The sequence below is a fragment of the Mesorhizobium sp. LSHC420B00 genome (genome assembly GCF_000503055.1).
Taxonomy (GTDB): Bacteria; Pseudomonadota; Alphaproteobacteria; order Rhizobiales; family Rhizobiaceae; genus Mesorhizobium.
Genome location: NZ_AYVY01000006.1, coordinates 63380 through 89046 on the forward strand (window position 1 = coordinate 63380; position 25667 = coordinate 89046).

Annotated in this window: 19 protein-coding genes and 1 pseudogene; 4 read left to right on the forward strand and 16 right to left on the reverse strand. The window is 61.2% G+C overall.

Features of this window, described 5'->3' with window-relative positions; all coding sequences use genetic code 11:
• Positions 1-28 precede the first annotated feature (28 nt).
• From X760_RS51585 to X760_RS51620, 7 genes are all read right to left on the reverse strand, one after another.
• Complete coding sequence (locus X760_RS51585; RefSeq protein ID WP_023718581.1) at positions 29-1528, reverse strand: aldehyde dehydrogenase family protein; 1500 nt, start codon at positions 1526-1528, stop codon at positions 29-31.
• Positions 1521-2165, reverse strand: coding sequence for an NAD(P)-binding domain-containing protein (locus X760_RS51590; RefSeq protein ID WP_023718582.1), 645 nt, complete (start codon positions 2163-2165; stop codon positions 1521-1523). The genes X760_RS51585 and X760_RS51590 overlap by 8 nt, the downstream gene beginning before the upstream one ends.
• A gap of 500 nt (positions 2166-2665) precedes the next feature.
• A complete protein-coding gene (locus X760_RS51600; protein WP_031193874.1) occupies positions 2666-3988 on the reverse strand; it encodes an FAD-binding oxidoreductase in 1323 nt (440 codons plus the stop codon).
• A gap of 492 nt (positions 3989-4480) precedes the next feature.
• The gene (locus tag X760_RS51605) at positions 4481-5935 is read right to left on the reverse strand and encodes an aldehyde dehydrogenase family protein (protein ID WP_031193876.1); all 1455 of its coding nucleotides are present in this window, start codon (positions 5933-5935) and stop codon (positions 4481-4483) included.
• The gene (locus X760_RS51610; protein ID WP_023718586.1) at positions 5932-7206 is read right to left on the reverse strand and encodes an FAD-binding oxidoreductase; all 1275 of its coding nucleotides are present in this window, start codon (positions 7204-7206) and stop codon (positions 5932-5934) included. The genes X760_RS51605 and X760_RS51610 overlap by 4 nt, the downstream gene beginning before the upstream one ends.
• A 56-nt stretch (positions 7207-7262) precedes the next feature.
• Entirely contained in the window at positions 7263-8441 is a 1179-nt protein-coding gene (locus X760_RS51615) for an alanine racemase (protein WP_023718587.1), read from the reverse strand.
• Positions 8442-8452: 11 nt separating this feature from the next.
• Positions 8453-9490, reverse strand: coding sequence for a GNAT family N-acetyltransferase (locus X760_RS51620; protein WP_245278565.1), 1038 nt, complete (start codon positions 9488-9490; stop codon positions 8453-8455).
• Between the two features lie 121 nt (positions 9491-9611).
• On the opposite strand from X760_RS51620, the pseudogene X760_RS51625 reads away from it, so the two are divergent.
• Positions 9612-10549 (forward strand): annotated as a pseudogene (locus tag X760_RS51625) (ornithine cyclodeaminase family protein).
• 284 nt (positions 10550-10833) lie between these two features.
• Here X760_RS51625 and X760_RS51630 read toward each other — a convergent pair.
• The 5 genes from X760_RS51630 to X760_RS51650 form a co-directional block, all read right to left on the reverse strand.
• A complete protein-coding gene (locus X760_RS51630) occupies positions 10834-12141 on the reverse strand; it encodes an FAD-binding oxidoreductase (protein WP_023718591.1) in 1308 nt (435 codons plus the stop codon).
• Positions 12142-12196: 55 nt separating this feature from the next.
• Complete coding sequence (locus tag X760_RS51635; protein WP_031193877.1) at positions 12197-13075, reverse strand: ABC transporter permease; 879 nt, start codon at positions 13073-13075, stop codon at positions 12197-12199.
• Between the two features lie 32 nt (positions 13076-13107).
• Complete coding sequence (locus X760_RS51640) at positions 13108-14058, reverse strand: ABC transporter permease (protein WP_023718593.1); 951 nt, start codon at positions 14056-14058, stop codon at positions 13108-13110.
• A 78-nt stretch (positions 14059-14136) separates the two neighbouring features.
• Positions 14137-15807 carry a peptide ABC transporter substrate-binding protein gene (locus tag X760_RS51645; RefSeq protein WP_031193878.1) on the reverse strand — a complete coding sequence of 557 codons (1671 nt, stop codon included), beginning with the start codon at positions 15805-15807 and terminating at the stop codon, positions 14137-14139.
• A 23-nt stretch (positions 15808-15830) separates the two neighbouring features.
• Positions 15831-17495, reverse strand: a complete 1665-nt coding sequence (locus tag X760_RS51650; RefSeq protein ID WP_023718595.1) for an ABC transporter ATP-binding protein — start codon at positions 17493-17495, stop codon at positions 15831-15833.
• Positions 17496-18341: 846 nt separating this feature from the next.
• Between X760_RS51650 and X760_RS51655 the strand changes: the two genes are divergently transcribed.
• Positions 18342-19415: a tartrate dehydrogenase gene (locus X760_RS51655; RefSeq protein ID WP_023718596.1), complete on the forward strand. Its 1074-nt coding sequence runs from the start codon at positions 18342-18344 to the stop codon at positions 19413-19415.
• A gap of 10 nt (positions 19416-19425) precedes the next feature.
• On the forward strand, positions 19426-19902 hold the full coding sequence (locus X760_RS51660; protein ID WP_023718597.1) for an Lrp/AsnC family transcriptional regulator: 477 nt from the start codon (positions 19426-19428) through the stop codon (positions 19900-19902).
• 326 nt (positions 19903-20228) lie between these two features.
• Here X760_RS51660 and X760_RS51665 read toward each other — a convergent pair whose 3' ends face one another.
• Together X760_RS51665 and X760_RS51670 are read right to left on the reverse strand one after the other, a co-directional pair.
• Entirely contained in the window at positions 20229-21605 is a 1377-nt protein-coding gene (locus X760_RS51665) for an aspartate aminotransferase family protein (protein ID WP_031193879.1), read from the reverse strand.
• A gap of 96 nt (positions 21606-21701) precedes the next feature.
• Positions 21702-21938, reverse strand: coding sequence for a hypothetical protein (locus X760_RS51670; protein ID WP_023718599.1), 237 nt, complete (start codon positions 21936-21938; stop codon positions 21702-21704).
• Between the two features lie 322 nt (positions 21939-22260).
• Between X760_RS51670 and X760_RS51675 the strand changes: the two genes are divergently transcribed.
• On the forward strand, positions 22261-22950 hold the full coding sequence (locus X760_RS51675) for a haloacid dehalogenase type II (RefSeq protein WP_023718600.1): 690 nt from the start codon (positions 22261-22263) through the stop codon (positions 22948-22950).
• A 156-nt stretch (positions 22951-23106) separates the two neighbouring features.
• Here X760_RS51675 and X760_RS51680 read toward each other — a convergent pair whose 3' ends face one another.
• On the reverse strand, positions 23107-24585 hold the full coding sequence (locus X760_RS51680) for an NAD-dependent succinate-semialdehyde dehydrogenase (RefSeq protein ID WP_023718601.1): 1479 nt from the start codon (positions 24583-24585) through the stop codon (positions 23107-23109).
• Positions 24586-24603: 18 nt separating this feature from the next.
• Entirely contained in the window at positions 24604-25647 is a 1044-nt protein-coding gene (locus X760_RS51685) for a tartrate dehydrogenase (protein ID WP_023718602.1), read from the reverse strand.
• Between the last annotated feature and the right edge of the window lie 20 nt (positions 25648-25667).

The window sequence follows — 25667 nt, forward strand, 5'->3', positions numbered from 1 at the left end:
GGGTCGAGTGGGTTGGGATCACGCACGCTCATCGCGCCATCTCGACTGGTTCGCCAAGATTCGCCCAAATCGTCTTGTATTGGGTGTAGCTTTCCCACGCCTCGCGGCCCTGCTCGCGGCCATAGCCGCTCATCTTGAAGCCTCCGAACGGCGCATTAGTATGGTACTTGTGCCAGCAGTTCAGCCAGACCGTGCCTGCCTTGATCCGGTCGGCGAGCCGCAAGGCGCGGCCGAGATCGCTGGTCTGGATGCCCGAGGCGAGCCCGTAGCTCGTGTCGTTTGCGATCCGGATCGCGTCCTCCTCGCTGTCGAATGGAATCACCGGCAGGACGGGGCCGAAAATCTCTTCGCGCGATATCCTTAGGTCGTTGGTCGCATCGGCGAAGATAGTCGGCTCGACGAAAAGGCCCTTGCCGTTGACCTGGCGGGTGCCGCCGCCCGCGGTCAGTCGCGCGGTGCGCTTGCCCTCTTCGATATAGCTCAAGACCTTGTCATACTCGCCGCGCGACGCGATCGGCCCGATCATCGTCGCAGGGTCCAGCGGATCGCCGAGCGTCGCCGACTTCGCCATGGCGCTCAGCTTCTCGACGACCTCGTCATAGCAGGCGCGTTCGACCAGCAGGCGCGATCCGGCCACGCAGACTTCGCCCTTGTTCCAGAAGATGCCCCAGAAGGCTGCCTGTATCCCGGCATCGATATCGGCATCGGCGAAAACGATATTGGGACTCTTGCCGCCGAGCTCCATGGTCAGGTGTTTCATCGTCCCGGCACCGTTGCGCATGATGCCCTGGCCAACGGCGGTCGACCCGGTGAAGGCGATCTTGTCGACGCGGGCATCGTTGACCAGCGCGTCGCCGATGGTGCCGCCTGGGCCGGTGACGAGATTGTAGACGCCTGGCGGCACGCCTGCGTCGAGGATGACTTGCGCCAAGGCGAGGGCCGTCAGGGGCGTGTCGGTCGCAGGCTTGTGAACGACCGTGTTACCCGCCGCGAATGCCGGCGCGATCTTCGAACAGGACAGCGCGAGGGGAAAATTGAACGGGGTGATCGCAGCGACCACGCCGAGCGGCTCACGCCGCGTCAGGATCCTGATATTTGGTTCGTAGCTGGTACGATAGGCGCCGTCCATTGCGCTCATGGCGAGCCCGCCATGAAAGCGGAACAGTCCCGAGCAGTGCGGCATGATGATATCGCGGAAATCGCGATAGGGCATACCCATGTCCATCGCCTCGCGCACCGCGAAATCCTCGGCGCGCTCGTCCAACAGATCGGCGATGCGGAACAGGACCTTCGCGCGCTCCTCATGATGCATCCGCGCCCAGGGTCCTTGCTCGAAAGCCCGCCGCGCGGCCGCGACGGCATCGCTTGTGTCGGTGACGCCAGCCTTCGCAATATTGGTGATCGCCGCCTCCGTGGTCGGATCAAAAGTCGTCGACGTCTCGCCACTGACAGCATCGCGCCATTGGCCATCGATCAGCAGACGTCCTACTGGAATCGCCTTGCGCCGCGCGGGTAGATAATCAGTCATGAACCGGTCCGTCCTGTCGAATGAGATTGAAGGAAATTCTCGGCCCCATCCCGCGCCGATAGGCGAGTTGGACCAATAGCAGCATCATCGGCTCGATCAGGCGCGAGGCCGTGAGATCGCCGACATCGACCGGCATTGTCGGTAGATCGGCGAGAAGCCGGCAAATCGCCGCCTTGGCATCTGCGTCATTGCCGGCGACATAGCTCGTTACCGGATCGCCGTTGAGACGCGGATCATCCCTGTCAAGCAATTCGGCAAAGGTCGGAATGCACTTGACGACAAGCGCGCCCGGCGCGCGCCTCTGAACCTCCTCGCCTACCGACGTCGTAGTGCCGACCAGCATCGTGGAAAGATCCGGCGCGACCGCATTGGTATTGTCCCAGACGATCTTGCCCGACAAATCGCCAAGCGCATCCATTGCCAACTCGAGAGCCGGCCATGGCGTCGCCAGGGCAATTACGTCGGCCCATCTCGCTACTTCGTCAGGGGCACCGAAGCCGACACGGAGGGTTGCCGCGATTGCGCGCAACTTGCCTTCGTCACGACTGAAGCTGAGGCGAATTTCGTGCCCGGCGAGGCCAAGACATTTCGCCAAGGCCTTCCCGAGCGAGCCTGGTCCGATGATCGCAACTTTCACAACTGCCTCCCGACACGCGATCGGGCTTGCCTAGCACCATTGCAGTCGTGCTTATTTCACGAATTGCCCTTGCACGATCGGGCGCACTCGTCACATGGATCGGCCGCGGAACTGGATGTTTGGACCAGTTCATCAACCTGGTCCCGCGTGAGAATCCTCTTCCGGCGCCTTGCAGCAGACGTTAGCGGTTTCCTCCAGTTCCTCGGCTCCGTCGACGGCGCGCTCCAGGTCTTGGGCTGCAATACCGAGCCGTGATTTGCCAGAAGACCGCGGCATAGTTGCCAGGAAGATCACGGATCATCTCGCCCATCTTCTGATCGCCTGGCCGCACGTATCCGCGACCGTCAGCTCCTGCAGTGCGAGCTCCCTGCGATGCACCTGTGCGACCGCATCGGCCAGAGCGGTCACGAAACGGTCCAGATCGCGCTTGAGCCTGTAGATATGCGGCCAGACCCGCAATCGCTCAGCGCTCTTTGCTGCCGCTACGCGGCAAAATTGCATCAGAAGTCGCCAACTTCAATTTTCGATCTGTCCGTGAAGCGCGACAGGCGGAATGGAGTCGGGTCGACGCTTGCCGCGTCACCTGCGACCAGATCCGCCGCCAGATGGCCAATTCCAGGGCCGACGCCGAAGCCGTGTCCGGAACAGCCTGCGGCGACGAACACTCCACCGATGCTGTCCACCGGTGAAATCACGGGTACAGCGTCCGGTGTGGAGTCGATATATCCACCCCAGGAGGACACGACGCCGGCATCGGCAACGGTGGGGAACAGGGCTTTTACCCGCGTCATGATGGTTGCCACCATTCGCTTGTCCGGCGCAGGATCGAGGACGCGGATTCGCTCAAAGGGGGTCGGCCTGTCGAGATGCCAGCGACGGAGTGTTTCCGGGCCCTGGAAGAACGAGCGGCCTATGCCGATCTCGACGGCCTTCAGCCGTTTCATGAACATCGGCAGAAACGGGCGGACATAGCGGATCCCCTGCGGCGTGATCTCGAGGGTCGCCCTGCCGCTGACCGCGATCGTGTAGCTGCCATCGAGCCGGCGCGTCATGGCAAAGTCGGAAGTATAGACAGCCTCGCCAAAATCCGGTGCAGGAGCGGTCCGTAAGGCGGTCTGACGGACGCTGGCCTGCGGCAGCGAAACCGCATGCATGCGCAGGAAAGCAGAAGCCCAGGCGCCGGCGGCACATAGCACCGCGCTGGTGCGGATAAGGCCTTTCTCGGTGACGACGCCGCTCACTTGCCCATTGGTGATATCCAGGCCGCGTGCCGCGCAGTTCTGATGAATAGTCGCGCCATGCTTGCGCGCGCCCTCGGCGATCCGAGGGGCGGCAAGCCAGGGTTCGGCCTTGCCATCGTCTGCTGCGTAGACGCCGCCCAGCCATTTGCCGCCCGCCGCTGGAACGGCGGCAGCAGCCTCGTCGGCGGTAAGCATCCGCGTATTGACGTCGAACCGCCGCGCAACCTCGCGCCACTTGTCCCATTCGGCGAGCCGCTTCGGATCGTTTGTCGCATAGGTGAGCCCGCAACGGCGGAAGCCAAGGTCATGCCCAATCTCTTTGGTGAGCTCTTCCCACAGGCGCATCGACAGATTGGCAAGCGGCAACTCACGTGCATCGCGGTTCTGCCGACGGCACCAGCCCCAGTTCCGGCTCGACTGTTCGCAGCCGACATACCCCTTTTCGACAAGCGCCACCGACAGGCCGCGCCGCGCCAGGAAATAGGCTGCGCTGGCGCCGACAATCCCGCCGCCGACCACCACGACGTCTCCTGACTCGGGTAGCGCTTTATCGCTACTGATTTGGTGGATAACAGGGGACATGGCGGCCTCGGCGATCAATGGAGCTAGCAGTATCGGCGATTGGTGCCGCAGAAATGCTCCAACTGGCGCCGATTTTCGGTATTTTTCGCCGAATATCGTGACACGAAACGCGCGCTTCTTTCGTAGTGTCAGTTTTTCCCACTCGAACTGTCCTGGTGCTCCGTGGACTGCCGAAAAATCGCTGCGCCTCGTGTCTTTCCCACGGTCCTTGGCAGGCTCAATGGGGAAATCGTGGACTCCAGCAAGATGCCGCCAGCTGCGGCGCTGCCGCGATTGTGTTGCCCCGGCCCGGCAGCGCGAGGGCGACCTTTTCGCAACGGTAGGCCCGCCTGACGTCGCCGGCTGCATTTTGTCCGGTCACACGGATGTGGTCCCGACGACAGAGCCAGACTGGTCGTCCGATCCGGTTCCTGAGCCGATACATCGCCGGGTTGAGCCCGGATTGCCCATGTTGCTCGGCATCCCGCCGTCTGCGCTGGGTGAAGATGTCGCCTAGAAATAGCCGAGGATGGATTTGACCTCGAGATACTCCAACATGCCCTCGATGCCATATTCGCGTCCGTTTCCGGACTGCTTGAAACCGCCAAACGGGGCGTGCGGATCCCAGGCCGGGTAGTTGAGATGCACCTGACCGGAGCGAATCCGTGAGGCCACGTCCCTGACGGCGTTCACATCTTCGCCCTGCACATGGCCCCCCAGGCCGTACACCGTGTCGTTGGCGATGGTGACGGCCTCCTCGATTGTGGCGTAGGGGATGATGCAGAGAACTGGCCCGAAGACCTCTTCCTGGGCAATGCGCATGCTCGTACGCACGTCGGAAAAAATGGTCGGCTTCACATAGAACCCGACGTTCAGATCATGCGCACGACCCGGTCCTCCGGTGAGGAGCCTGGCGCCCTCAGAAATGCCGACGCCGATCATGGTTTGGATGCGATCGAATTGGGCGCGGTTGGCGATTGCACCATGAGTTGTGGCTTCCGAAAGAGGATCGCCGACGACGATCTTGGCCGCGGCCCCCTTGGCGATTTCCTCGATCTCGGAGAGCAGCACGCGTGGCACAATCATGCGCGTCGGGGCGCTGCATGACTGGCCGAGATTGCGGAAGGCGGCGACTACGCCCAGAGAAACGGCGCGATCGAGATCGGCGTCCGGCAGGATCACGTTCGGCGACTTGCCGCCGAGTTCCTGCGCGACACGCTTGACCGTTGGCGCTGCCGCCTGGGCCACAGCAATGCCCGCGCGGGTGGACCCGGTAATGGAGATCATGTCGACATCTGGATGGGAGGCGAGACCCATACCCACGCCTGGACCGTCACCTTGCACGAGGTTGAAAACCCCGGCAGGGAAGCCGGCTTCCTCGATCGACTCGGCGAACAGCAGGGCGTCCAAGGGAGAAAGCTCACTCGGCTTCAGCACGATCGTGCAGCCTGCCGCGAGCGCCGGCGAAACCTTGGCGGTGATCTGGTAAAGTGGCCAGTTCCACGGAGTGATCAAGGCGCAGACACCGATCGGTTCGTGAGTGACGGCGGTTTGCCCCCGCTGCTTGACGAAGGGAAAGGCTGTCAGCACATCGCGAGCGACCTTAACATGCGTGATCGCCAGCGGCACCTGCGCGCTGCGCGCATAGCCGATCGCCGCGCCCATTTCGAGGCTCAGGCATTGAGCCAGCAGTTCGCCGCGCACCTCAAGCAGCGCTTGCAGGCGATCGAGCAGACCCGCGCGATCTTCTGGCGTGGTCCGACTCCAGGTGGCGAATGCCCTGCGAGCCGCTGCAACGGCCGCGTCCACGTCCTCGCCATTGCCAAGCGGAAACTGGCTCACGACCTCTTCTGTGGCGGGATTGACGACGACGCCCGTCGCGGTGCCGCTCGGCTCGACCCATTGACCGTCGATGAAAAACCTGTCCAGGTGGCCGTTGCGGGACAGGTGTTCGAGGGGCGTCATCACCCTACAAGGTCCTTCATGCGGTAATAGGCGCCGAGAATCGGCAGGAACCAGGGACGCCCGAAATAACCGGGGATCGCTGGCCAGTCGAAATTCTTCCAGGGATTGAGCTCGGGGTGCCCGTCCATGACGTCGGCCATGATGGTGCCCATCAACGTCGACATCTGGGTCCCGTGTCCGCTATAGCCCATTGAGTAATAGATGCCATCGCGCTCTCCGGCGCGCGGCAGGCGGTCGCGGGTCATATCGACCATGCCGCCCCAGCAGTAATCGATCCGGGTGCCGGCCAGTTCCGGAAAAACCTCGACCATCGCCGCCTTCAGTATCCGGCCGCTTTTTTCGTCGGATTGAGGATTGGACACGGCAAAGCGCGCCCTCCCGCCGAACAGAAGGCGATTGTCCGGCGTGAGCCGCCAGTAGACAACGAGATTGCGCGTGTCGACGACCATGCGCCCGGTCGGCATGAGGCGCTTAAGGTGGTCGGGCGATAGCGGCTCGGTCACGATCAGAAATGCGCCGACCGGGATCATGCGCCGGCGGATCCAGCCGAGCGGACCAACCTGGGAAATGCCGCTCGCCAACAGGACCTGCCGCGCGACGATCTTGCCCTTTGGCGTCGTTACCTCATGCTCGCCTGAAACCTTGCGCATCGCCATTACGGGCGAGCGTTCATGGACGTCTGCGCCACGCCGGGCAGCGGCGGTCGCGAGGCCCCGGACGAACCGGCCGACATGCATGCCCGCGCTCTTGGGAAAGAGCAGCCCGCCATGGTAGCGGTTGGTGCCGACTTCGGTTCGCAGGTCGTCGCGCGCGATCATCCTCGTTTCGGGATCGACATTGGCCGCCAGCAGTTCCTGGCTGCGCGCCAGCATGTCGTAATGCTCGGGCTTGGCGGCAAGCTTGAGCTTGCCGACGCGGGAGAAGCTGCAGTCGATCTTTTCTTCCTGCACCAACCGCTCAACCATATCGACGCCAGCGTCGAAAGCCTTGTAGAGCGCATTTGCGGCGGGCTTGCCGTGCTTGCCAGCCATGATTGCATAATTCTGGGCAAAGCCGTTGTTGCACATCCCGCCATTGCGGCCGGACGCGGCGTTGCCGATCGTTTCGGCCTCCAACAGGGCAACCCTGGCGCCCTTTTTGGCAAGGGCCAGCGCGGCGGAGGAGCCGGTCAGGCCGCCGCCCACAATCGCCACGTCATAGTGGCCTTCGAGCGGTTTGGACGACCCTTCATTGAACCGCTGAGACGTATCCAGCCAATAAGAGGTAAACTTCATTTTCTTGACCACCAGTGTTGATTTGAGTAGGGCGACGTCCGAGCGAAGTTGCGCGCCTACCAGCCGCGCATCCGCTCCCAACGCGCTTCAATCTTGGGGCTGGCTCCGTTGACGACGCTGTAGAAATCATGCTGGGCGGCCATCGCACACGCATGATTGGGCAGAATCCGGACCCGAGACCCGAGCGGCAACTCGGGCATGGACTTTCCAGAACCGGCACGAATAGCGAGGATACCGTGTTCCTGGCTGGCCTGGGCCACGATCACATCTTCAAGCACCCGTCCCTTTTCGTCGCAGACCACCCCGTAACCCTGGTCGATCTGCTGGTTTGCGGTTCCCCGGTCGCGCGAAAGCGCCATCCACCCGGCGTCAACCAGCACCCATCCCTTTTCCGGCTTGGAGCCGATCACCGTGGCCAATACGGAAATGGCGATATCGTCGCGGTTGCAGACCCCAACCCCGTGCTGGACGAGGTCGAAGAACATGTAGACTCCAGCGCGCAGCTCGGTGACTCCATCAAGATTGTCGGCGAAATGCGCTGTCGGCGTCGAGCCGACGCTGACGATCGGGCAGGCATGGCCATGGGCGCGCAGGATTTCAGCGGCGCGAACGGTGGCTGAACGCTCGTTCTCGCCTGCCTTGACCAGCGCATCGGGCGTGTTCAAGCCATAGGACTCGCCTGCATGGGCGAGGACGCCGGCGAGGTTGGCACCGGCAGCGACGACCCTGCTGGCCACGTCGAGCAACTTCGGGTCGTCCGGCTTCAAGCCACCGCGATGGTCATCGCAGTCCAGTTCGATGAAAACAGATGGCGTCATGCCGGTGGCTTCGCGCACGCCGGCCAGGGCGTCGGCCTGCTCCACGGAATCGAGCAACAGCTTCACATCAGCGCCGGTTCGGCGACAAAGCTCCATGGCACGCATGGCCGAGGCCGGCGAGATGCCGACCGCGTAGGTCATGTCTCGAAAGCCATGGCCCGCAAAATACTCCGCCTCGGCGATGGTCGAAACCGTGATCGGACCGGGTTCGCGGTGGAACGCGTATCGGGCGACGTCGATGCTTTTGGCCGTCTTCATATGCGGGCGCAGCACCACGCCAAGCTTCTTGGCGCGCCCAGCCAGACCCTGGATGTTTTGCTCGAGCCGGCCACGGTCCAGAAGCAGCGCCGGGGTGACCAAGGCGTCGATCGTCCTAGCCGTCTCGCTCACTGCCAGGTTTGCCGCCACCTTGTTCATAATCTCATTTCCTAAGTGAACGACTGGTTTGCCAATGCATATATATGGGCTGGCCCCTCGACGGCGGGCCGTTGCCCTTTGACCATGGCGGTCGCACTGCCGGACCGCTGAAGGCCAAGGCTCTCAAGCCAGTCACCCAATCCATCCTCGGCATAGACGTCGATGCGAACGAATTGATCGTGAAGCTTCGAAAGCTGGGCCAGGATCAGAAGCCGCGCGTCTTGGTCGCTCTCGGCTGCACAAGGGCCGACCACATAGCCGCGGCCAAACCTCCTCGCGATAGCGTAGCCTGCAATCCGTCCCCTGCGCTCAATGACCAGTGCGTTGCCCACATCGGCGAGCGCAGCCACCATCGCCAGCCGGGGCATGCCCGTGGCCGATTCGTCGAAGGCCTGGATCGGCGTGAGGTCGGAGGCTGTCGCTTGACGGATGTCGTCGCCGGTACTCCGCGTCACGGGGACAGTCAGCGAGCCCTGGTGCTGAAGCACCGTGCCCCAGGCAGTGAAGCCGCGTCGCTTGTAGAGCGCCAGCCCCTCTTCGGTTGAGTTGAGCAGCACGTTGCGGCCGTGTGTCGCCTCAAGCAATCCATCAAAGAGCCGGGCGCCGTTGCCACCGCCTTGCGCGGAGCCAGTAACTATGATCATCCCGACCGTGGCATAGGAATGTCCGTAATTCCAGGACATGGCCGTGCCAATCACCTGTCCTGCCCTCTCGAGGACCAGGCCATTGCCGACCATCAGGGCAAATTCCCAATCCTCCTGGCGGTAGGGCCAGGCCATCTCCTGCGACAGCTTCAGCGCGCCCGGCAAATGGCGGGTTTCCAATTTCATCAGCTCGGTCGGGGCGCTGACGATATCTCTGTCATGCTCAACGGTCATAAGGTGCAACGCTGTCACTTGATCCAGAGTCGGATTGAAGTCGGACCGTAGAGTCGCGCCCGGCGGACAGATTTCGCTGCTGTTTTGCCCCTTCAAATCAGCGGGATTGTTCGTTTTAAGCAATTCCTCGGCATGCCAAATCGCGCAAATCAGGCGAGGAATACCTGGCACTTTGAATCGCTGCTTCGTGGTTGCCCGCGATCGGCGTCACGTCCGCACGATCCCCAATGGCAATGGCATAGCCGCAACACTCCCCGGCGATGAAACGCTTGATGCTCAGGAGGAATTTTGGATGGTCTACATCAGCGAAGAGGAGTCAGCCGCCCTCGTCACGCATGAACTTGCTTTCGAGGCGGCGCGGCAGGCTCTCGTGGCATCAGCATCGCGGCAGAGCTGGGTCTTTCCTGCTGTTCTCGGGCGCACGCATGAGGCGACCAATACCTTCTCAATCAAATCCGGCTCGTCGGACGACCTGACCGGAGTGAAAATCGGCTCCTTCTGGTCGAGCAACCCGGCACGTGGCCTTCCCCGCCACAACTCCACCATCGTGCTGCTCGATCAGCATACAGGTCGGCTCGGCGCCGTGGTCGAGGCCGGGAAGGTCAACGCCTACAGGACGGCCGCCGCCGACGCGGTCGCGGCCGATCTTCTTGCGCGCAAGCAAGCCAAGGTTCTGGCGACATTCGGCGCCGGCAACCAGGCGGGCTTCGAAGTGATGGCGCTGGCACGCGTCCGCCCAATCGAAACCGTGCTGGTCGTGGCCCGGCCTTCGTCGCGACGCGACGCTCTTGTCGATCAGATCGGCGAAAGGGGCCTGGATGCGCGCGCTGCCGTGCCCGAAGACGCCGTGCGCGCGGCCGACATCGTGGTGACTGCGACGCCCTCACGCGAACCGCTGTTTGATGCCGCTTGGGTGGGGCCTGGAACCCATATCGTCAGCATGGGGTCGGATGCTCCGGGCAAGCGCGAATTGCCGAGCGAATTGTTCCCAAGGCACGTCTGTTTTGTGATCTGCTTTCCCAGTCCGTCCAGATCGGCGAGTTCCAACACGTGCGCGACGAGATCAACGCCGGCCGGCTTGCGGTAACACCAATCGGCGACGTCATTGAAAAGCGTGCGCCCGGACGCCGTTTCGACAACGAGATCACGATTTTCGACAGTTCCGGTATCTCGCTACAGGACCTCTACATGGCCGACGCGCTGATCCGCGCAAAGGCGTCCCAACACTGATCAGCTTCGTACCGACAAGTCCCGGCCCCGACGGATTTTTCCGCCCTGCTTGAGTGCTCTCCGGCAACAACGTGTCCCGCGCGAGTCTGCCGTCGTGTCAGCGGCGGGCACGCCAAGGGTTGTCCGCATGAACCACGGATCGCCCCGGATGTCGCAAAACCGCTTGCGATCGGGGTGGTCGCGTGTGGACACGCAGTTGATTGACGCACGTCTTTCCAGCCACGGTAGGGCAGCTACAATCCAGGCCGAATCCAACCTGGAGAATGTCCTGATATTTCCGGTGATCAGCGGCTGGCGCGCCAGAAGGCGATACGATCCTGCAACCGATAGCCTTGGATAATCGCCGGCATGAACCACGGATTGCCACGATAGAGCGGTATGGCCGAAGGCGGTCGAAAGTCGAACGCCGTGCGCGACTGCTCGCCATGCCCCATCAGCTTGTGCGCCGCACGCATACCGATCCATGGCGCCCAGACCACGCCCGAACCGCAGAAGCCGGTTGCATAGACCATACCGTCCTTTTCGAAGATGCGGGGCAGCATGTCTCGGTTCATCGCCACATTGCCGAACCAGCAATGCGAAAGGCGCACGTTCTCCAACTCCGGGAAAAGGTTCACGAGGCCCTTGCGTAGGAGAAGTTTCGGCGCCGCCGGGTCGCCGACGCGAGAACTGTCACGTCCCCCCAGCAGAATGCGTTTTCCGTCGGGCGAGGGACGATAATAGAAACCGAGTTGCCGGTTCTCGGTGATCGTCATCAGCTTCGGCATCAGTCGCGCCATGACATCGGGCGCAAGTTCCTCGGTCACGATGATCCGGCTGCGGACCGGAACCAGGCGGCGCCGAAGGAAGGGAGCGGCGCCGTCGGTATAGCCGTTGGTACAGACCAGAACCTGCCGTGCATCCACCGTCCCTGCCGAAGTCGCGACGCGGAACCCCGAACCATTCCTCTCGATCGACTTGACCACTGTATGCGAATGGACCGTCAACCCGGATGCGAGCGCCACCCGCAGGAGTTCAGCGTGGAATTTTGCGGGGTGCAGCGCGCCAATGTCCATCCGAACGGTTCCGCCGCGGTAGAAATCGGTTCCGATATAATTTCGCTGCTCAGCATGCGGAACGGCGAAGGACTCGATCCCCAGTTTCTTCGCCAGCGTCTCGGCGCCGCGCGCCATCTTCTCATACTGTTGATATCCAAAAGCGCCCTTGAACTGGCCAACCAGTCGGAAGTCGCAGTCCAGCCCTTCGGTCCTGATGAAGTCGTAGAGGAATTCGCGCGCGATCTTGCCCTCGGCCTCGATCGCCATGGCCTTCTCTTCACCGAAGCGCCGGGTGATCGTGGCATAGTCCGGCCGGATGCTTCCGCTGGTAATTCCGCCGTTGCGTGTAGAAGCACCCTCGCCCGGATTCATCGTATCAAAGGCTGCGACCGAGCGTCCTTCGCGCGCCAGCACAAGCCCGGCCGAAAGCCCGGCATAACCGGCGCCGACAATTGCCACGTCAAGCTTTTTTGCGAGGGGCTTCCGCGGCAGCGGCATGACGGGCGCCGCTTCCCACCAATAGGGCGTGTTCTTCTCGATTTTGGGCTCGTGCACGTGACTGACTTCTCTTGATGTTCCAGGGATTAAGAAAGCGATCGGTCGCGGTACCTCAAATATGGTCATCTCGTACGTCCAGCGCGTCGCGCAGTCCGTCACCAATGAAATTGAAACTGGTTACCGCGATGGTGATTGCAGCTCCGGGAATGATTGCCAGCCAAGGTGCGCTGCCCAGATATTGCTGGGCGCCATTGAGCATGTTGCCCCAGCTGGGCAGTGGCGGCTGGATCCCGTAGCCGAGGAAGCTGATGTAGGCTTCCATGAGAATGGCGCGCGCGACCGTCAAGGTGGAAGCGACGATAATCGGGCCCATTGCGTTGGGCAGTATCTCGCGGAACATGATGTGCGTGCCGCTCAGCCCCAGCATTCGGCCAGCCAGGACGAACTCGCGTTCGCGTAACGAGCGGACCTCCGCTTCGACAATGCGGGCAACCTCCATCCAACTGGTGAGGGCGATAATGATGGTGATCATCACAGGACTGGGCTTCAGTGCCGCAGCCAGCGCCAGCAGCAGAAAGATCGATGGGAACGACAGGAATCCATCGACGGTGCGCATCAGCGCCGCCCCAACCCAGCCGCCGCGATAGCCTGCAATCACGCCGACCAGCGTGCCGATGAGCGTCGACAACACCATGGCGAAGAAACCCACCAGCAGCGAGATTCGTCCCGCCATCAAGAGTCTTGCCGCAAGGTCACGGCCGAGCGGATCGGTACCTAGAAAGTGATAACCCGTCAGCGGCGGGGCAAAGCGGGCCCGCAGATCGATGTACAGGGAGTCATAAGGCAGGAGATGGGGACCGAGGACGCAAGCGAGGCTCAGGAAGATGATCATCGCCAACCCGAGCAGCGCCAAGCGATGCCGCATGAAACGAAGTGCCGCGCGGTTGTTTCTCCATCGGCTTGGAGCTGCATTTGCGGTGAGAGCGGTCATATCGGCTGTCTCCTGTCGGGGAAGTTGCGCGCTCAGGCCAGACGAATGCGCGGATCGACAATAGCGACGACAATGTCGGCGATCAGGTTTCCAAGCAGAACGAGGATGGCGGAGAACATCAGTAGCCCCATCACAACCGGATAGTCGCTGTAACCAAGGCTATCGAGGAACAACCGTCCCATTCCCGGCCAGGTAAAGACGGTTTCGGTCACCAGCGCGCCGGTCAGAATGCTGGGAAGCTGCATCCCGGCCAAGGTAATCATCGGCAAAAGCGCGTTGCCAACGACATGCTTCATCAGAATCCGGCGTTCACTCAACCCCTTGGCCCGAGCCGTTTTAACGAAGTCCTGGCTAATGGCGTCGAGTGTCGCCGTCCGCATGTAGCGGCTCCAGATCGCGACATGGACCAGCGACAATACGACACTTGGCAGGATCAGATGGTGGAGATAGCCCAGGATCGAGCTATCGCCGATCTCGGACATATTGCCCGCGGGCAGCCAGCCTAACTTCAAGGAAAAGATGTAGATGCCTACGAGGCCGAACCAGAAGGTAGGGACCGACAATGCGACCATGGCGCCAACGGTTGCGAGATAGTCGAATAGTGAGTAGCGGCGCGTGGCGCCCCGAATTCCAATCCAGGCGCCAATGGAGATCGCAATCGCGGTTGAGGACCCCATCAGCAGCAGCGTGGCGAACAGATGGCTGCCAATGATCTCCAATACCGGCGCTCCGTCGCGGAAGGAGTGACCCCAGTCGCCCCGCACCAGCCGCCATGCCCAGTCCAGATATTGGATCCATATAGGGCGATCAAGGCCCAGCAGCCCCTTGAGGCGCTCGATATCCTGCTGGGTCATTCCGGGATCGAGTCCGAATTGTGCCAGGGGGCCGCCGGGGAGGAGGTTCAGAATGCCGAAGCCGATGATCGAGACGATCACAAGCAGCACCAGGCTCTGCGAGAGGCGATTGAGCAGGAAGCCGCGCATCCGAGTCCTCCATTGTGGGTTGATGATCTTAGTGTGTTGCCGCCGCCGCAGTGGATCGGGCGGCGGCAACTGCGTGGATTAGGCCTTCCACTGCCAGGCCGCGGCATCCCACGACGCGGTGCGGGTGTTGGCGTTGGGCTCGAAGCCGTCCAACCCTTTCTTGCGCCCAAGGACGATTGTGTACGCGAACAGCGGCAGGAAGGGCAGATCATGGCGCACCACTTCCTGCACGCGATTATAGATCCCGCGCCGTTCTTCCGGATCGAAGCTGCGAGCACCCTTTTCGAGCAGGGCATCGACTTCAGGGTTGGAATATTGCCCGGTGTTCGAACCGTGTCCGCCTTGAGCGGCGATTGCCTTCGTATGGAGCCGGTTTGTGGCGTCGGGGTCCGCGGCAATCAGATAGGTGACGCCCACCATGGCGGTGTCAAATTGCGACTTCAGCCAGAACTCGCCCCACATGACTGCAGCCGGCAAATTCGAGATCGTCATCTCGACGCCGATCTCGGCAAACGTCTGCTGCAGGAACTGCTGCGTCTGCTCGCGGAGGTTGTTGCCAGAAGTTGTTGAGTTGGAGAAGGACAGTCGCACCCCATCCTTGGCGCGGATTCCATCCGGCCCCGGCGCCCAGCCGGCCTCATCCAGGATTTGGCGCGCCCGGTCCAGATTGAACTCCTGAACCGGCAGGTTCGGGTCGTAGTAATAGGACTCCTTCGGCATGAAGGTCTCGGTGAGAGTGCCCACGCCGTAATAGATCGTGTCGACGATCGCCTTCCTGTCCAACGCGGCGTAGAGCGCCTGGCGCACTGCCAACTCCTTGAACTGCGGGCGGCCCAAATTGAGGTAGATCGACTCCAAGGATGCCCCTGTCTCCAGTGTCACCACGCGGTCTGGTAGTTCGCGGGCTTCAGTATAATGGTCGGCGGTGATGAACGACTGATCGACCAGGTCCACGTCGCCGCTCTTGAACTGCGTGTAGAGCACCGTCATATCGGGGATGTATTTGAAGATGAGCTGCTCGATATAGGGGCCCTCGCCCGCGTACTCAGGATTGGCGACGAGCTCGATATGATCGCCCGCGACGCGCTGGCTCCATTTGAATGCGCCGGTGCCGACTGGCGCCTGGTTGAACGCGGCTGTATTCGGATCGGCCTCTTTCTCCAGAATGTGCTTGGGCACGATGAAGGTTTCGGCCAAGAACGAAAGATAGGGCGCAAAAGCCTCCTTCATCCGCCAAGTGATCTCGGTGGGCGAAACCACTGTGATGTCCTGCACGAGCGAATGGCCGCTCGTGCGCCAAGCGCGAAACTTCGGGTTCGTGATGAGCTCAAGGGTGAATTTCACGTCCTCGGCCGTGAAGGGCTCACCATCGTGCCAGCGGGCATTGTCACGCAACCGGATGCGCCAGTTGAGACCGTCCTCCGAAATGCCGCCATTCTTCTGGCTTGGCACCTCGGCTGCGAGGTTTGGATGTAGGCCACCTTGGGGATCCATGCGGACCAGCGCGTCGAAAACCGAGAAATGGACCGCGTCATCGACTTCGATATGCGCCATCAACGGATTGAACACGGTCGGCTCTTGCGAGAGGCCGACGACGACGCGACCGGCCGGGCCCGCAGGAGGGGTCTTGGCGAAGGCGGGCTTGCCCAGCAGGTTGGGCGCGATGAGGCCTGCAGCCCCACCTATCGCCATCAGTCGCAGCGCTTCGCGCCTCGAGTAGTTGGACGTAGTCGATGAATTTCTGGTCATGGTAGTTCCTCTCTTGTTATTTCTTATGCGTTTGCTGCAACTGGACGGGCATTGCCCGGCCGCTCTCCTGGAATTGCCGCTACGAGTTGGCGCGTGTAGGCTGCTTGCGGGTTCAGGAATATCTGCGAGGGCGGTCCGCGCTCGACGATCCGGCCCTTCTGCATCACAGCGATTTCGTCGCAGATCTGGCTGGCGACGCGCAGGTCGTGTGTGATGAAAACCATCGACACGCCGGTCTCGCGCTGGATCTGGTCCAGAAGCTGCAGGATCTGCGCCTGGATCGAGACGTCGAGTGCGGAGACCGCCTCGTCGGCAATGAGCAGCTTCGGCTTGAACATCAGCGCACGAGCGATGCCGATGCGCTGGCGTTGCCCACCCGAGAACTCGTGCGGATAGCGGCCAAAGGCGCCGGCATCGAGACCGACATGAGCCAGGAGCGCACGCGCTTCCTCGCGCGCTTGGGCATAAGGCATCCCGTGTGCCACCGGCCCTACCGTCATGATGTGGCCAACCGTTGAGCGTGGGTTCAGCGACGCGAAGGGATCCTGGAAGATCATCTGGATCCGCGGTCGAAGAGGGCGGAACTTCGCTTCGGAAAGCTTGGCTATGTCAGATCCCTCGAACAAAATCCCGCCGCCGTCGCTGTCCAGCAGTTTGATCAACAGCCGGCCCAGCGACGACTTTCCCGAACCGCTCTCGCCTACGACCCCCAGCGTGCGGCCGGGCGCGAGTTCGAACGAGACCTCGTTCACCGCTGTCACAGTCCGCTGCGCGCCGAACAGCGCGCTGCCACCACGATAGGTCTTCACCAGACCCTCAACCTTCAGGATCGGCTCCTTGCTGGCCGACTCCAGACGAGGGCGATCTTCGCCGGTCAAATGCGGTACGGCCGCGATCAGGCGCCGGGTATAAGGATGCTTGGGCGACTTCAACACCTGCTCGGCGCTACCCTGTTCGACGATGTGGCCCTTTTCCATCACCACGACGCTGTCGGCGATCTCTGCCACCACACCGAAATCATGGGTGATGAACATCACGCTCATGCCCTTGCGCCGCTGAATGTCGCTGATCAGTTGCAGGATCTGTGCCTGGGTGGTGACGTCGAGGGCGGTGGTTGGCTCATCGGCGATCAGCACCGTCGGCTCGAGCGCCAAGGCCATGGCAATCATGACGCGCTGCCGTTGCCCGCCCGAAAGCCGGAAAGGATACTGGTGATACATGAGTTGGGGATCTGGTAGGCCCACTTCAGTGAGCAGCTCAACGGCGCGGTTGCGGCAGGTTTGTGGCGTACCGAAGCCATGCGCGGCCATGACCTCGTCAATCTGCGCGCCCACCGTCATCAGGGGATTGAGCGCTGAGAGCGGATCCTGAAAGATCATCGATACGACCCGTCCACGCAGGTTGCGCAGCTTGTCTGGCGACATGCCGATGATGTTCATCCCCTCCAGCTGGATGACACCCGATGAGAGGCGGATCACCTTTGGCAGAAGCCCCATGATCGCGTTCGCCGTGACCGATTTACCCGATCCGGACTCGCCTATGATGCAGAGGATCTGGCCGCGTTTCAGATCAAACGAGATATTCTCGACCGCATGGACCCGCTCCATGCCGGCCGGCAGGCTTACGGTCAGGTCGCGCACCGAAAGCGCAACTTCATGAGGAGCTACAGCTTGGATGCTGGCGATCATCGAGACCTCTCCCTTCTCAGCCGCGCTCTTTAGCCCGCTGCGGATTGCGTTTTCGATCTCCGCCTCGTGGCGATCAATCGGTCAAACTGTTCCCTATCGTGAGCTCTCCGGCTCACTTTCAAGCCTCCCTGTCGTGGCCCTGCGGAGCCTGCCTGCCTCTTGGCGGATGTCCGGGGAGTAACGGACCTTAGTCGACAATGAGTGTGACCCCTTCTGGCCGGCAGAGTCGTTGAAACTTAGCACGCAGGCAGCAGGAACTTCTGCAAAGGAGGCCAAATTTGGCATTTCACTCTGCGCGTTTTCCGCCGCCCGGGTCACGCGACCGCATCCTTCAGACGATAGTATGTGCCTACCGTGGGAGGCATGGGAGGAAACCATGGCTTGCCGGTGTGAATCACAGCCACCTCGAAATCCCCCGAGACCGGATCGGCCACGGATCCGCCAATGGAACCGAAGTATCGTGCCAGTAGGAAGCAAACTTCATTACCGTGTCACCCTCATACTCATCCGGGGTCGATCCGATGCAATGAGTGTATGATCGACTCCGCAGGTGAGGTGCGACCCAACCGGTCATTCGTCGCAACAATTGCCCGTCTTTCATCCCTCAAACGGCAGGATGTTCCGCCCTCGTACAAAGTTCACGGCTTACGGCTGAGGCCCATACGCTAGGCTGCGCTTGGGCAGCGAGACCAGTGTCGATCCGCGTCCTAGTTGACCGAAGCGCCTGAAGACCGTGGCGTGGGGCCAGGTCACTGAATTCTGAGAAGACCGTCTTGCCAAGGTACAATCGGTCGCGCACGAGATTGAGGTCACGAGGCGGCCAGCACCAAAAACAGGGAAGTAACGATGCGCGAATATGAGATTGCCGCCATTCCTGCCGACGGGATCGGCCCGGAGGTGATTGCCGCAGGTCTCCAGGCGCTTGAGGTGCTGCAGCAGCGCTGCGGCGACTTCAAGCTGCGCGTCCAGCACTTCGACTGGGGCTCAGACTATTACAAGGCCCATGGTCGGATGATGCCCGAAGATGGAGTGGCGCAACTGAAGCGCTTCGACGCCATCTTCTTTGGCGCGGTAGGCGCTCCCGATCTGCCCGACGACATCACGCTCTGGGGCCTCCGGCTGCCGATCTGCCAAGGCTTTGATCAGTACGCCAACGTGCGGCCGACCAGGATATTGCCCGGGATTGTTTCGCCGCTGGCGGGCGTTGGCCCTGGCGATCTGGATTGGGTGATCGTGCGTGAGAATTCCGAGGGCGAGTATTCGGGCCACGGCGGCCGCGCCCATCGCGGCCTCCCCGAGGAGGTCGGAACCGAGGTCGCGATCTTCACGCGCGTCGGCGTCACCCGCATCATGCGCTATGCATTCCGGCTGGCGCAGTCACGGCCGCGAAAGCTCCTGACTGTTGTTACGAAATCCAACGCGCAGCGTCACGGCATGGTAATGTGGGACGAAATCGCAGCCGAGGTGGCGCGGGAATTCCCCGACGTCGAGTGGGACAAGATGCTAGTCGATGCTATGACAGTGCGTATGACGTTGAAACCTCGGAGCCTAGATACGATCGTCGCCACCAATCTTCACGCCGACATATTGTCGGACCTTGCAGGCGCGCTCGCGGGCAGTCTCGGCGTTGCACCGACCGCCAACATTGATCCCGAGCGGCGCTATCCCTCGATGTTCGAGCCAATTCACGGCTCGGCATTCGACATCGCCGGCAAGGGTATCGCCAACCCGGTCGCCACCTTCTGGACCGCTGCCCAGATGCTCGAACATCTGGGCGAGAGCGCAGCGGCCGTCCGGTTGATGAGCGCTGTGGAAACGGCGACGAGTGAAGGGGTGCTGACGCCCGACGTGGGAGGGACAGCGACCACGCAGGAAGTGACGGACGCCGTCTGCCGGACGATCCGCGGTTCGAACGTGTGACAGATTTCCAATGAAGCTCGACAAGATCGACATCAAGATCTTATCCCAATTGCAAAAGAACGGGCGGGTCACGAATGTCGAGCTAGCCGACCTGGTCAACCTTTCGCCGAGCCCTTGCCTGATGCGGGTGAAGAAGCTTCAGGCGGAAGGCTTCATCACCGGCTATTCCGCCCAGATCGACGTGTCCAAGCTCGGACAGACTCTAACGATCTTCACCGAAGTCACGCTCAAGCACCATCAACAGAACGACTTCGCGAGATTTCTCACCGCAATTCAGAAAGTCGATTCTGTCATCGAATGCCATCTGGTTTCAGGCGGTTACGACTACCTAGTGAAGTTTGTCACAGCGGGCATCAGCGAGTACCAGACGATCATGGAGCGCATGATCGAATTGGATATCGGAATCGACAAATATTTCAGCTTCGTCGTGCTGAAGTCCCCAATCGTGAAATCCCATTTGCCTCTCGACATCATTTTCGACAAATGAGAAAGCTGCTCCGCAGTCTTGGACCTGGAGAGCCGCGCGCCAGCGCTCCCTGTTGCTGTTTTCGCTGCGCTTGTGCAACGGCAAGAGAATCCACATACCGGCAAATTGCTTTGCACTTGGCAGACGGCGGCATCACCTGAGGATTTGCTTTGGGGCCGCTAACGCGCGTCGCGTTCGACCGGCCTCGTGCGACGCGCTTTAGGTTCTTGTTTTCTTTAGGTTCTTGTTTTGATGCATGTCGTTATCGCAAAACCGCTGCACACTTTTGCGCGACATGCATTAGGCGTCTACCGCAGTGACCGAGGTCGCTTCGGCGATGGCAATGATCATCCCTTCATCGCTGACCGAACGTCCTTGTCTTCGAGGGTTTGATCCAGCGTCATTCGGGTACGTTCGAGGATTCCATCAATATCGTCCTCGGTGCAGCAGAGCGGCGGCGCAAAGCCGAGGATGCCGCTGTTGAAGGAGCGGATGACAAGGCCGTTCGCCCACGCGCGCTCGAAGATGCGGCGCCCCGGATCGGCCGCCGCCGGCAGCGGCGTTTTGCGCTCCTTGTCGGTGACCAACTCAATTGCTGCCAGCATGCCGCGACCGCGGATGTCGCCAACCAGCGGGTGGTTGGTGAGCGAGCGAAGGCCGTCCATCAGGCGCTTCCCGGCCTTGCGCCCATTCTCGAGCAAGCTGTCTTCATAGAGACGGAGGCATTCGAGCCCGACCGCCGCGCTCACGGGATGGGCCGAATAAGTATAGCCATGGCCGACAGCCGCTTTGCCGGCTCCGTCCGCGATGGTATTGTAGACGTGGTCCGACATGAAGACGGCGCCCATCGGCACGTAGCCCGAGGTCAGTCCCTTCGCCGTGGTTATGAAATCCGGCACGACCTCGTCTTCCTCACAGGCGAAGAGGGGGCCGGTACGGCCAAAGGCAGTGATAACTTCGTCGACAACGAACAGAATGTCGTGTTCCTTGCACACGGCGTGCAGAGCCTTCAGCCAACCCGTTGGTGGAACGAGGACACCGCCCGAACCCTGGATGGGTTCGGCGTAGAAGGCCGCAACGCGGCCCGCGCCGAGTTCCGCGATTTTGGCCCGCAGGGCCGCGACCGATGCATCGATGATCGCCTGCGGGTCGGAACCGACGGGATTGCGATAGGCGTAGTGCGAAGGAATTTTGTGCTGCCAGTCGTATGGCACGCCGAAACCCGCATGGAAAGCCGGGATCGCGGTCAGACCTGACCCTGCCGTCGAGGATCCATGGTAGCCATACTCGACCGAGATGAACTGGTCCTTTTGCGGCGTACCCGTGGCATGGTAGTAATAGCGAATGAAGCGGATCGTACTGTCTATCGCGTCGGAGCCGCCAAGCGTGAAATAGACATGGTTCAAATCGCCGGGCGCCAGTTCGGCAAGCCTGGCAGCAAGGCGAATGGCAGGCTCGGATCCTAGCCCGAAATATCCCGTCGCATAGGGAAGCTCTCTTAGCTGCTTTGCGGCTGCTTCAACGACGCTTTCCTGGCCGTATCCGATGTTTACACACCATAGACCGGCGAATCCGTCCAGCAGGGTTTTCCCGCTTGCATCGGTCACTGTTGCGCCCTTGGCGGATTTGAGCACCCGCACGCCCGTCTCCTCGTGGCTCCGATAGCATGAAAACGGGTGAACCAGATGTGCGCGATCGAGTTCGATCAGTGAGTTTGCCAGCATTTCTTCCTCCGATTCAGCGTAGTGCCTGACTGACGAGAGCATAAGTCCGGTGTGGCGTGGTTTCGTCCTTCAGCTCATCTGCGGTTCGTCGCATCATTATGCCACCGACGACGTGAGCCAGGCAGGACGGGTGAGCCATTCGCCGATATCTGTAGATTCGGTGTCGATACGGACAAACTCGCCCGCACTGTCGGCCAGCAGGAAGTCGATCAGGTTCGGTGCTTCGGAATTGCTTCTCGCCACCACCGGCCCACCAACCTGCCGCGACAGTTCGACAACACCGCTCAGATGCGCCATTGTCATCGTTTCCAGCGTGATCTGCTGCGCGGTCATGGTTCATTCCGGGCCTGAATTCTCCTAGGCCCAAGATAGGCTGCCGCGGACAGCAGTTCCTCCCGACCAGAACCTGAGCGATAGGCGTTTTGACTTTCCTTTGCCGCTGGCGCCGTATCTTATGCCGACGCACGGCTGAAAGGTCGCGCTCCCGCCGAAGCTCGAAACGAACTCAGGCGCAACTCTCTGCCAAAGCTCTCACGCAATACAAAACAATCTGCTTCAGGGCACATCGAATGCGGCGACTAGTCTTCTCGGTTCTCACTATGATCCTTGCTGTTAAAGGCACGCTGTGCCGACAGGATTGGAAGGATCGACGCTCATGACCCAGTTCAGACCGAAATACATCACCTTCGACTGCTACGGTACACTGACCAACTTCGACATGGCGGGCGCGGCGAGACGCGTATACGGCGCGCAGCTCTCTCCAAATGGGATGGCGCAGTTCATCAGGGATTTCTCGGCCTATCGCCTCGATGAGGTTCTTGGCGCCTGGAAGCCGTACAGCGAGGTCGTGCACAATTCTGTGGAACGGACCTGCAAACGCAACGGCGTCGCATTCCGGCCCGAGGATGCCCAGCGCATCTATGCGGAAGTGCCGACATGGGGTCCGCACCCGGATGTCCCGGCGGGCCTGGCCAAGGTCGCCAAGGAAATCCCGCTGGTGATCCTGTCGAACTCCATGAAGAGCCTGATCATGTCGAACGTGGAAAAACTCGGCGCGCCGTTCCACATGGTCATCACGGCCGAGGAGACCGGCGCCTACAAGCCTTTGATGAAGGGCTTCGAATATATGTTCGAGAAGCTCGGCTGCGGCCCGGAGGACATTACGCACGTGTCGTCCTCATTTCGCTATGATCTCATGACCGCCTATGATCTCGGTATCAAGAGCAAGGTCTGGGTGAACCGCGGCCACGAGCCTGCAAACCCCTTCTACGAATATACCGAAATCAAGGATATCGGCGGTCTGGCCGGCGCCATCGGACTGGAGCCCGTTCGGGAATTCGCCTGAACGTCTGTTTGCTGGCGCAGTCGCGCCAGACTGAGGTGCTCCCAAAACGTTAATAATCACTGGTCGCAATAGAGAAAGGGGCGGTTTTCACCGCCCCTTTCTTTGTTGTTCCAACGCTTTAGGGGCTGCAAGTGTTTCCACCTGCTTGCAAGATAACTAGTTAAGCCCGCCAACATGAAGCGTCTTGACCTCGAGATATTCCTCGATGCCGAGCTGCGATCCTTCGCGCCCCACTCCTGACTGCTTGACACCGCCGAAAGGCGCAACCTCGGTCGAGATCATGCCTGTGTTGAGCCCGACCATACCGAACTCCAGCGCCTCGGCAACACGCCATGACCGTTGGAGGTTGTCGGTGTAGAAGTAGGCGGCAAGGCCGAACGGCGTACCGTTCGCGATGGCGATGGCCTCTTCCTCCGTCTCGAAGCGAAAAAGCGGCGCCACCGGACCGAACGTCTCTTCCGNCAGACGTGTGCTCTTCCGATCTGTAGCCTCTCCCAGCACGACGGGCCGTGCATATTGCTTGCCCTCCGGCACCGTCTCGCTCTGGGCGATGATCTGCGCACCTTTCGCCTGTGCATCCGCGATGTGACGCTCGATCTTGTCGATCGCGGCCGCGTTGATCATCGGGCCGATCTCAGTGCCCTCGTCGGTCCCTGCGCCAACCCTCATCCGCGTGACGCGCTGGCTCAGCTTTTCGGCGAAAGCGGCGTAAACGCCTTCCTGCACGAGAATCCGGTTCGCGCAAACGCAGGTTTGACCGCCATTGCGGAACTTGGATGCGATCACCCCTTCAATTGCCTTATCCAGATCGGCGTCGTCAAAGACGATGAAGGGCGCGTTGCCGCCAAGCTCCAGGCTCAGCCGCTTGATGCTATCGGCCGCGCCACGCATGAGCAGCGCACCGACGCGGGTCGAACCGGTGAACGAGATCTTGCGCACCGTCTCGTTGGCCATCAGCTCTTTGCCGATCTCCGCCGGCATGCCGGTTACGATGTTGATAACGCCTGCCGGGATGCCGGCTCGGTCCGCCAGGACGCCGAGCGCGAGCGCCGAGAATGGCGTAAATTCCGACGGCTTGATGACAACCGTGCAACCTGCGGCCAGCGCCGGTGCTACTTTGCGCGTGATCATCGCGTTGGGGAAATTCCACGGCGTGATGATGGCGCAGACGCCGACGGGTTCTTTCAGCACCAGAATGCGGCGATCGGCCGTGGGTGACGGAATGGTCGAGCCACCGATCCGGCGCGCCTCCTCCGCAAACCATTTCACAAAAGATGCGCCGTAGCGGATTTCCGCCAACGCCTCGGCAAGCGGCTTGCCTTGTTCCAGCGTCAGCAGGAGCGCGAGATCCTGTTCGTGCTGGCGGATGAGGTCGTGCCAGCGCTCCAGAAATCCTGCACGCTCGGCATGGGTCCTTTTCTTCCAGCCTTTGAAGGCCTCAGCCGCAGCGTCGATTGCGGCTCTCGTCTCGTTCTCCGCCATTTCGGGAACGGTGCCGAGAACACTTTGGCTGGCAGGGTCAATGACATCGACCACGCCCTTCGTTTCCGCATCCCACCAGACACCGCCAATCAGCGCCTGCTGGCGGAAAAGGTCGGAATCGTTGAACATACCAATCTTCGTCATCGCATTCATGGTCTTTCCTCTGCTCTTTCAGGTTAATCCTGCCAGCACGGCCTGCGTGATTGTTTCAGTCCTGTCCTTGCCTGCGATCGTGCCAATCCCCCGCGCGGTTGCGGACTCGATCGCCGACATCACTTCTGCCGCAGCCTGCCCCTCACCCAGATGCCCGAGCATCATCGCACCGGACCAGATCGCGGCGATCGGATTGGCGACGCCGAGATGCGCGATGTCGGGCGCCGAACCATGGACCGGCTCGAACATGGAAGGCGCGCTGCGATCGGGATTGATATTGGCAGAGGCGGCATAACCCAGCCCGCCCTGGATGGCCGCTCCAATATCAGTGAGGATGTCGCCAAACAGGTTCGAGGCGACGATTACGTCGAGGCTTTCCGGCGCCAGCACCATGCGGGCAGCCATGGCGTCGATGTGGTAGTGCGAGACCTCTACATCGGAATAGTCTTTCGCTATCTCGCGCGTGACCTCATCCCAGAAAACCATGGAATGTTTCTGCGCGTTGGATTTGGTGACAGATGCCAGCTTCTTGCGGCGCGCCCGCGCCTGTTCGAAACCGAAACGCATGATCCGTTCGACACCCGCACGCGTGAAGATTGCTGTCTCAATCGCGACCTCATTGGCTGTGCCGGAATGGACGCGCCCGCCGGCGCCGGAATATTCGCCTTCCGTATTCTCGCGGATGCACAGGATGTCGAAACCATCGGAGCGGAGCGGCCCCTGAACGCCCGGCAACAGCCGGTGCGGTCGTATGTTGGCGTACTGCGTGAACCCTTTCCGGATCGGCAGGAGCAGTCCGTGAAGCGATACTGAGTCGGGCACTTCCGCCGACCAGCCCACAGCGCCGAGATAGATCGCATCGAATTTTCGAAGTGTCTCGATGCCGTCTGACGGCATCATTGCACCGGTCTCCAGGTAGTAGGCGCACGACCATGGGAATCTTGTGTCAGCAAGGGCGAAACCGCCCCGCTTAGCCGCCGCCTGCAGCACCTGCCATGCCGCCTGCGTCACGTTCTTGCCGATGCCGTCGCCGGGGATGAGCGCTATCTTGTAGGTCTTCATTGATGGAGGTCCTCGTTCGC

Bases quoted from the DNA above. Each gene is read 5' to 3' on its own strand.
- X760_RS51585 (WP_023718581.1), bottom strand. From the start codon at position 1,528: ATGACTGATTATCTACCCGCGCGGCGCAAGGCGATTCCAGTAGGACGT.
- X760_RS51600 (WP_031193874.1), bottom strand. From the start codon at position 3,988: ATGTCCCCTGTTATCCACCAAATCAGTAGCGATAAAGCGCTACCCGAG.
- X760_RS51610 (WP_023718586.1), bottom strand. From the start codon at position 7,206: ATGAAGTTTACCTCTTATTGGCTGGATACGTCTCAGCGGTTCAATGAA.
- X760_RS51615 (WP_023718587.1), bottom strand. From the start codon at position 8,441: ATGAACAAGGTGGCGGCAAACCTGGCAGTGAGCGAGACGGCTAGGACG.
- X760_RS51635 (WP_031193877.1), bottom strand. From the start codon at position 13,075: ATGACCGCTCTCACCGCAAATGCAGCTCCAAGCCGATGGAGAAACAAC.
- X760_RS51640 (WP_023718593.1), bottom strand. From the start codon at position 14,058: ATGCGCGGCTTCCTGCTCAATCGCCTCTCGCAGAGCCTGGTGCTGCTT.
- X760_RS51645 (WP_031193878.1), bottom strand. From the start codon at position 15,807: ATGACCAGAAATTCATCGACTACGTCCAACTACTCGAGGCGCGAAGCG.
- X760_RS51650 (WP_023718595.1), bottom strand. From the start codon at position 17,495: ATGATCGCCAGCATCCAAGCTGTAGCTCCTCATGAAGTTGCGCTTTCG.
- X760_RS51655 (WP_023718596.1), top strand. From the start codon at position 18,342: ATGCGCGAATATGAGATTGCCGCCATTCCTGCCGACGGGATCGGCCCG.
- X760_RS51660 (WP_023718597.1), top strand. From the start codon at position 19,426: ATGAAGCTCGACAAGATCGACATCAAGATCTTATCCCAATTGCAAAAG.
- X760_RS51665 (WP_031193879.1), bottom strand. From the start codon at position 21,605: ATGCTGGCAAACTCACTGATCGAACTCGATCGCGCACATCTGGTTCAC.
- X760_RS51670 (WP_023718599.1), bottom strand. From the start codon at position 21,938: ATGACCGCGCAGCAGATCACGCTGGAAACGATGACAATGGCGCATCTG.
- X760_RS51675 (WP_023718600.1), top strand. From the start codon at position 22,261: ATGACCCAGTTCAGACCGAAATACATCACCTTCGACTGCTACGGTACA.
- X760_RS51685 (WP_023718602.1), bottom strand. From the start codon at position 25,647: ATGAAGACCTACAAGATAGCGCTCATCCCCGGCGACGGCATCGGCAAG.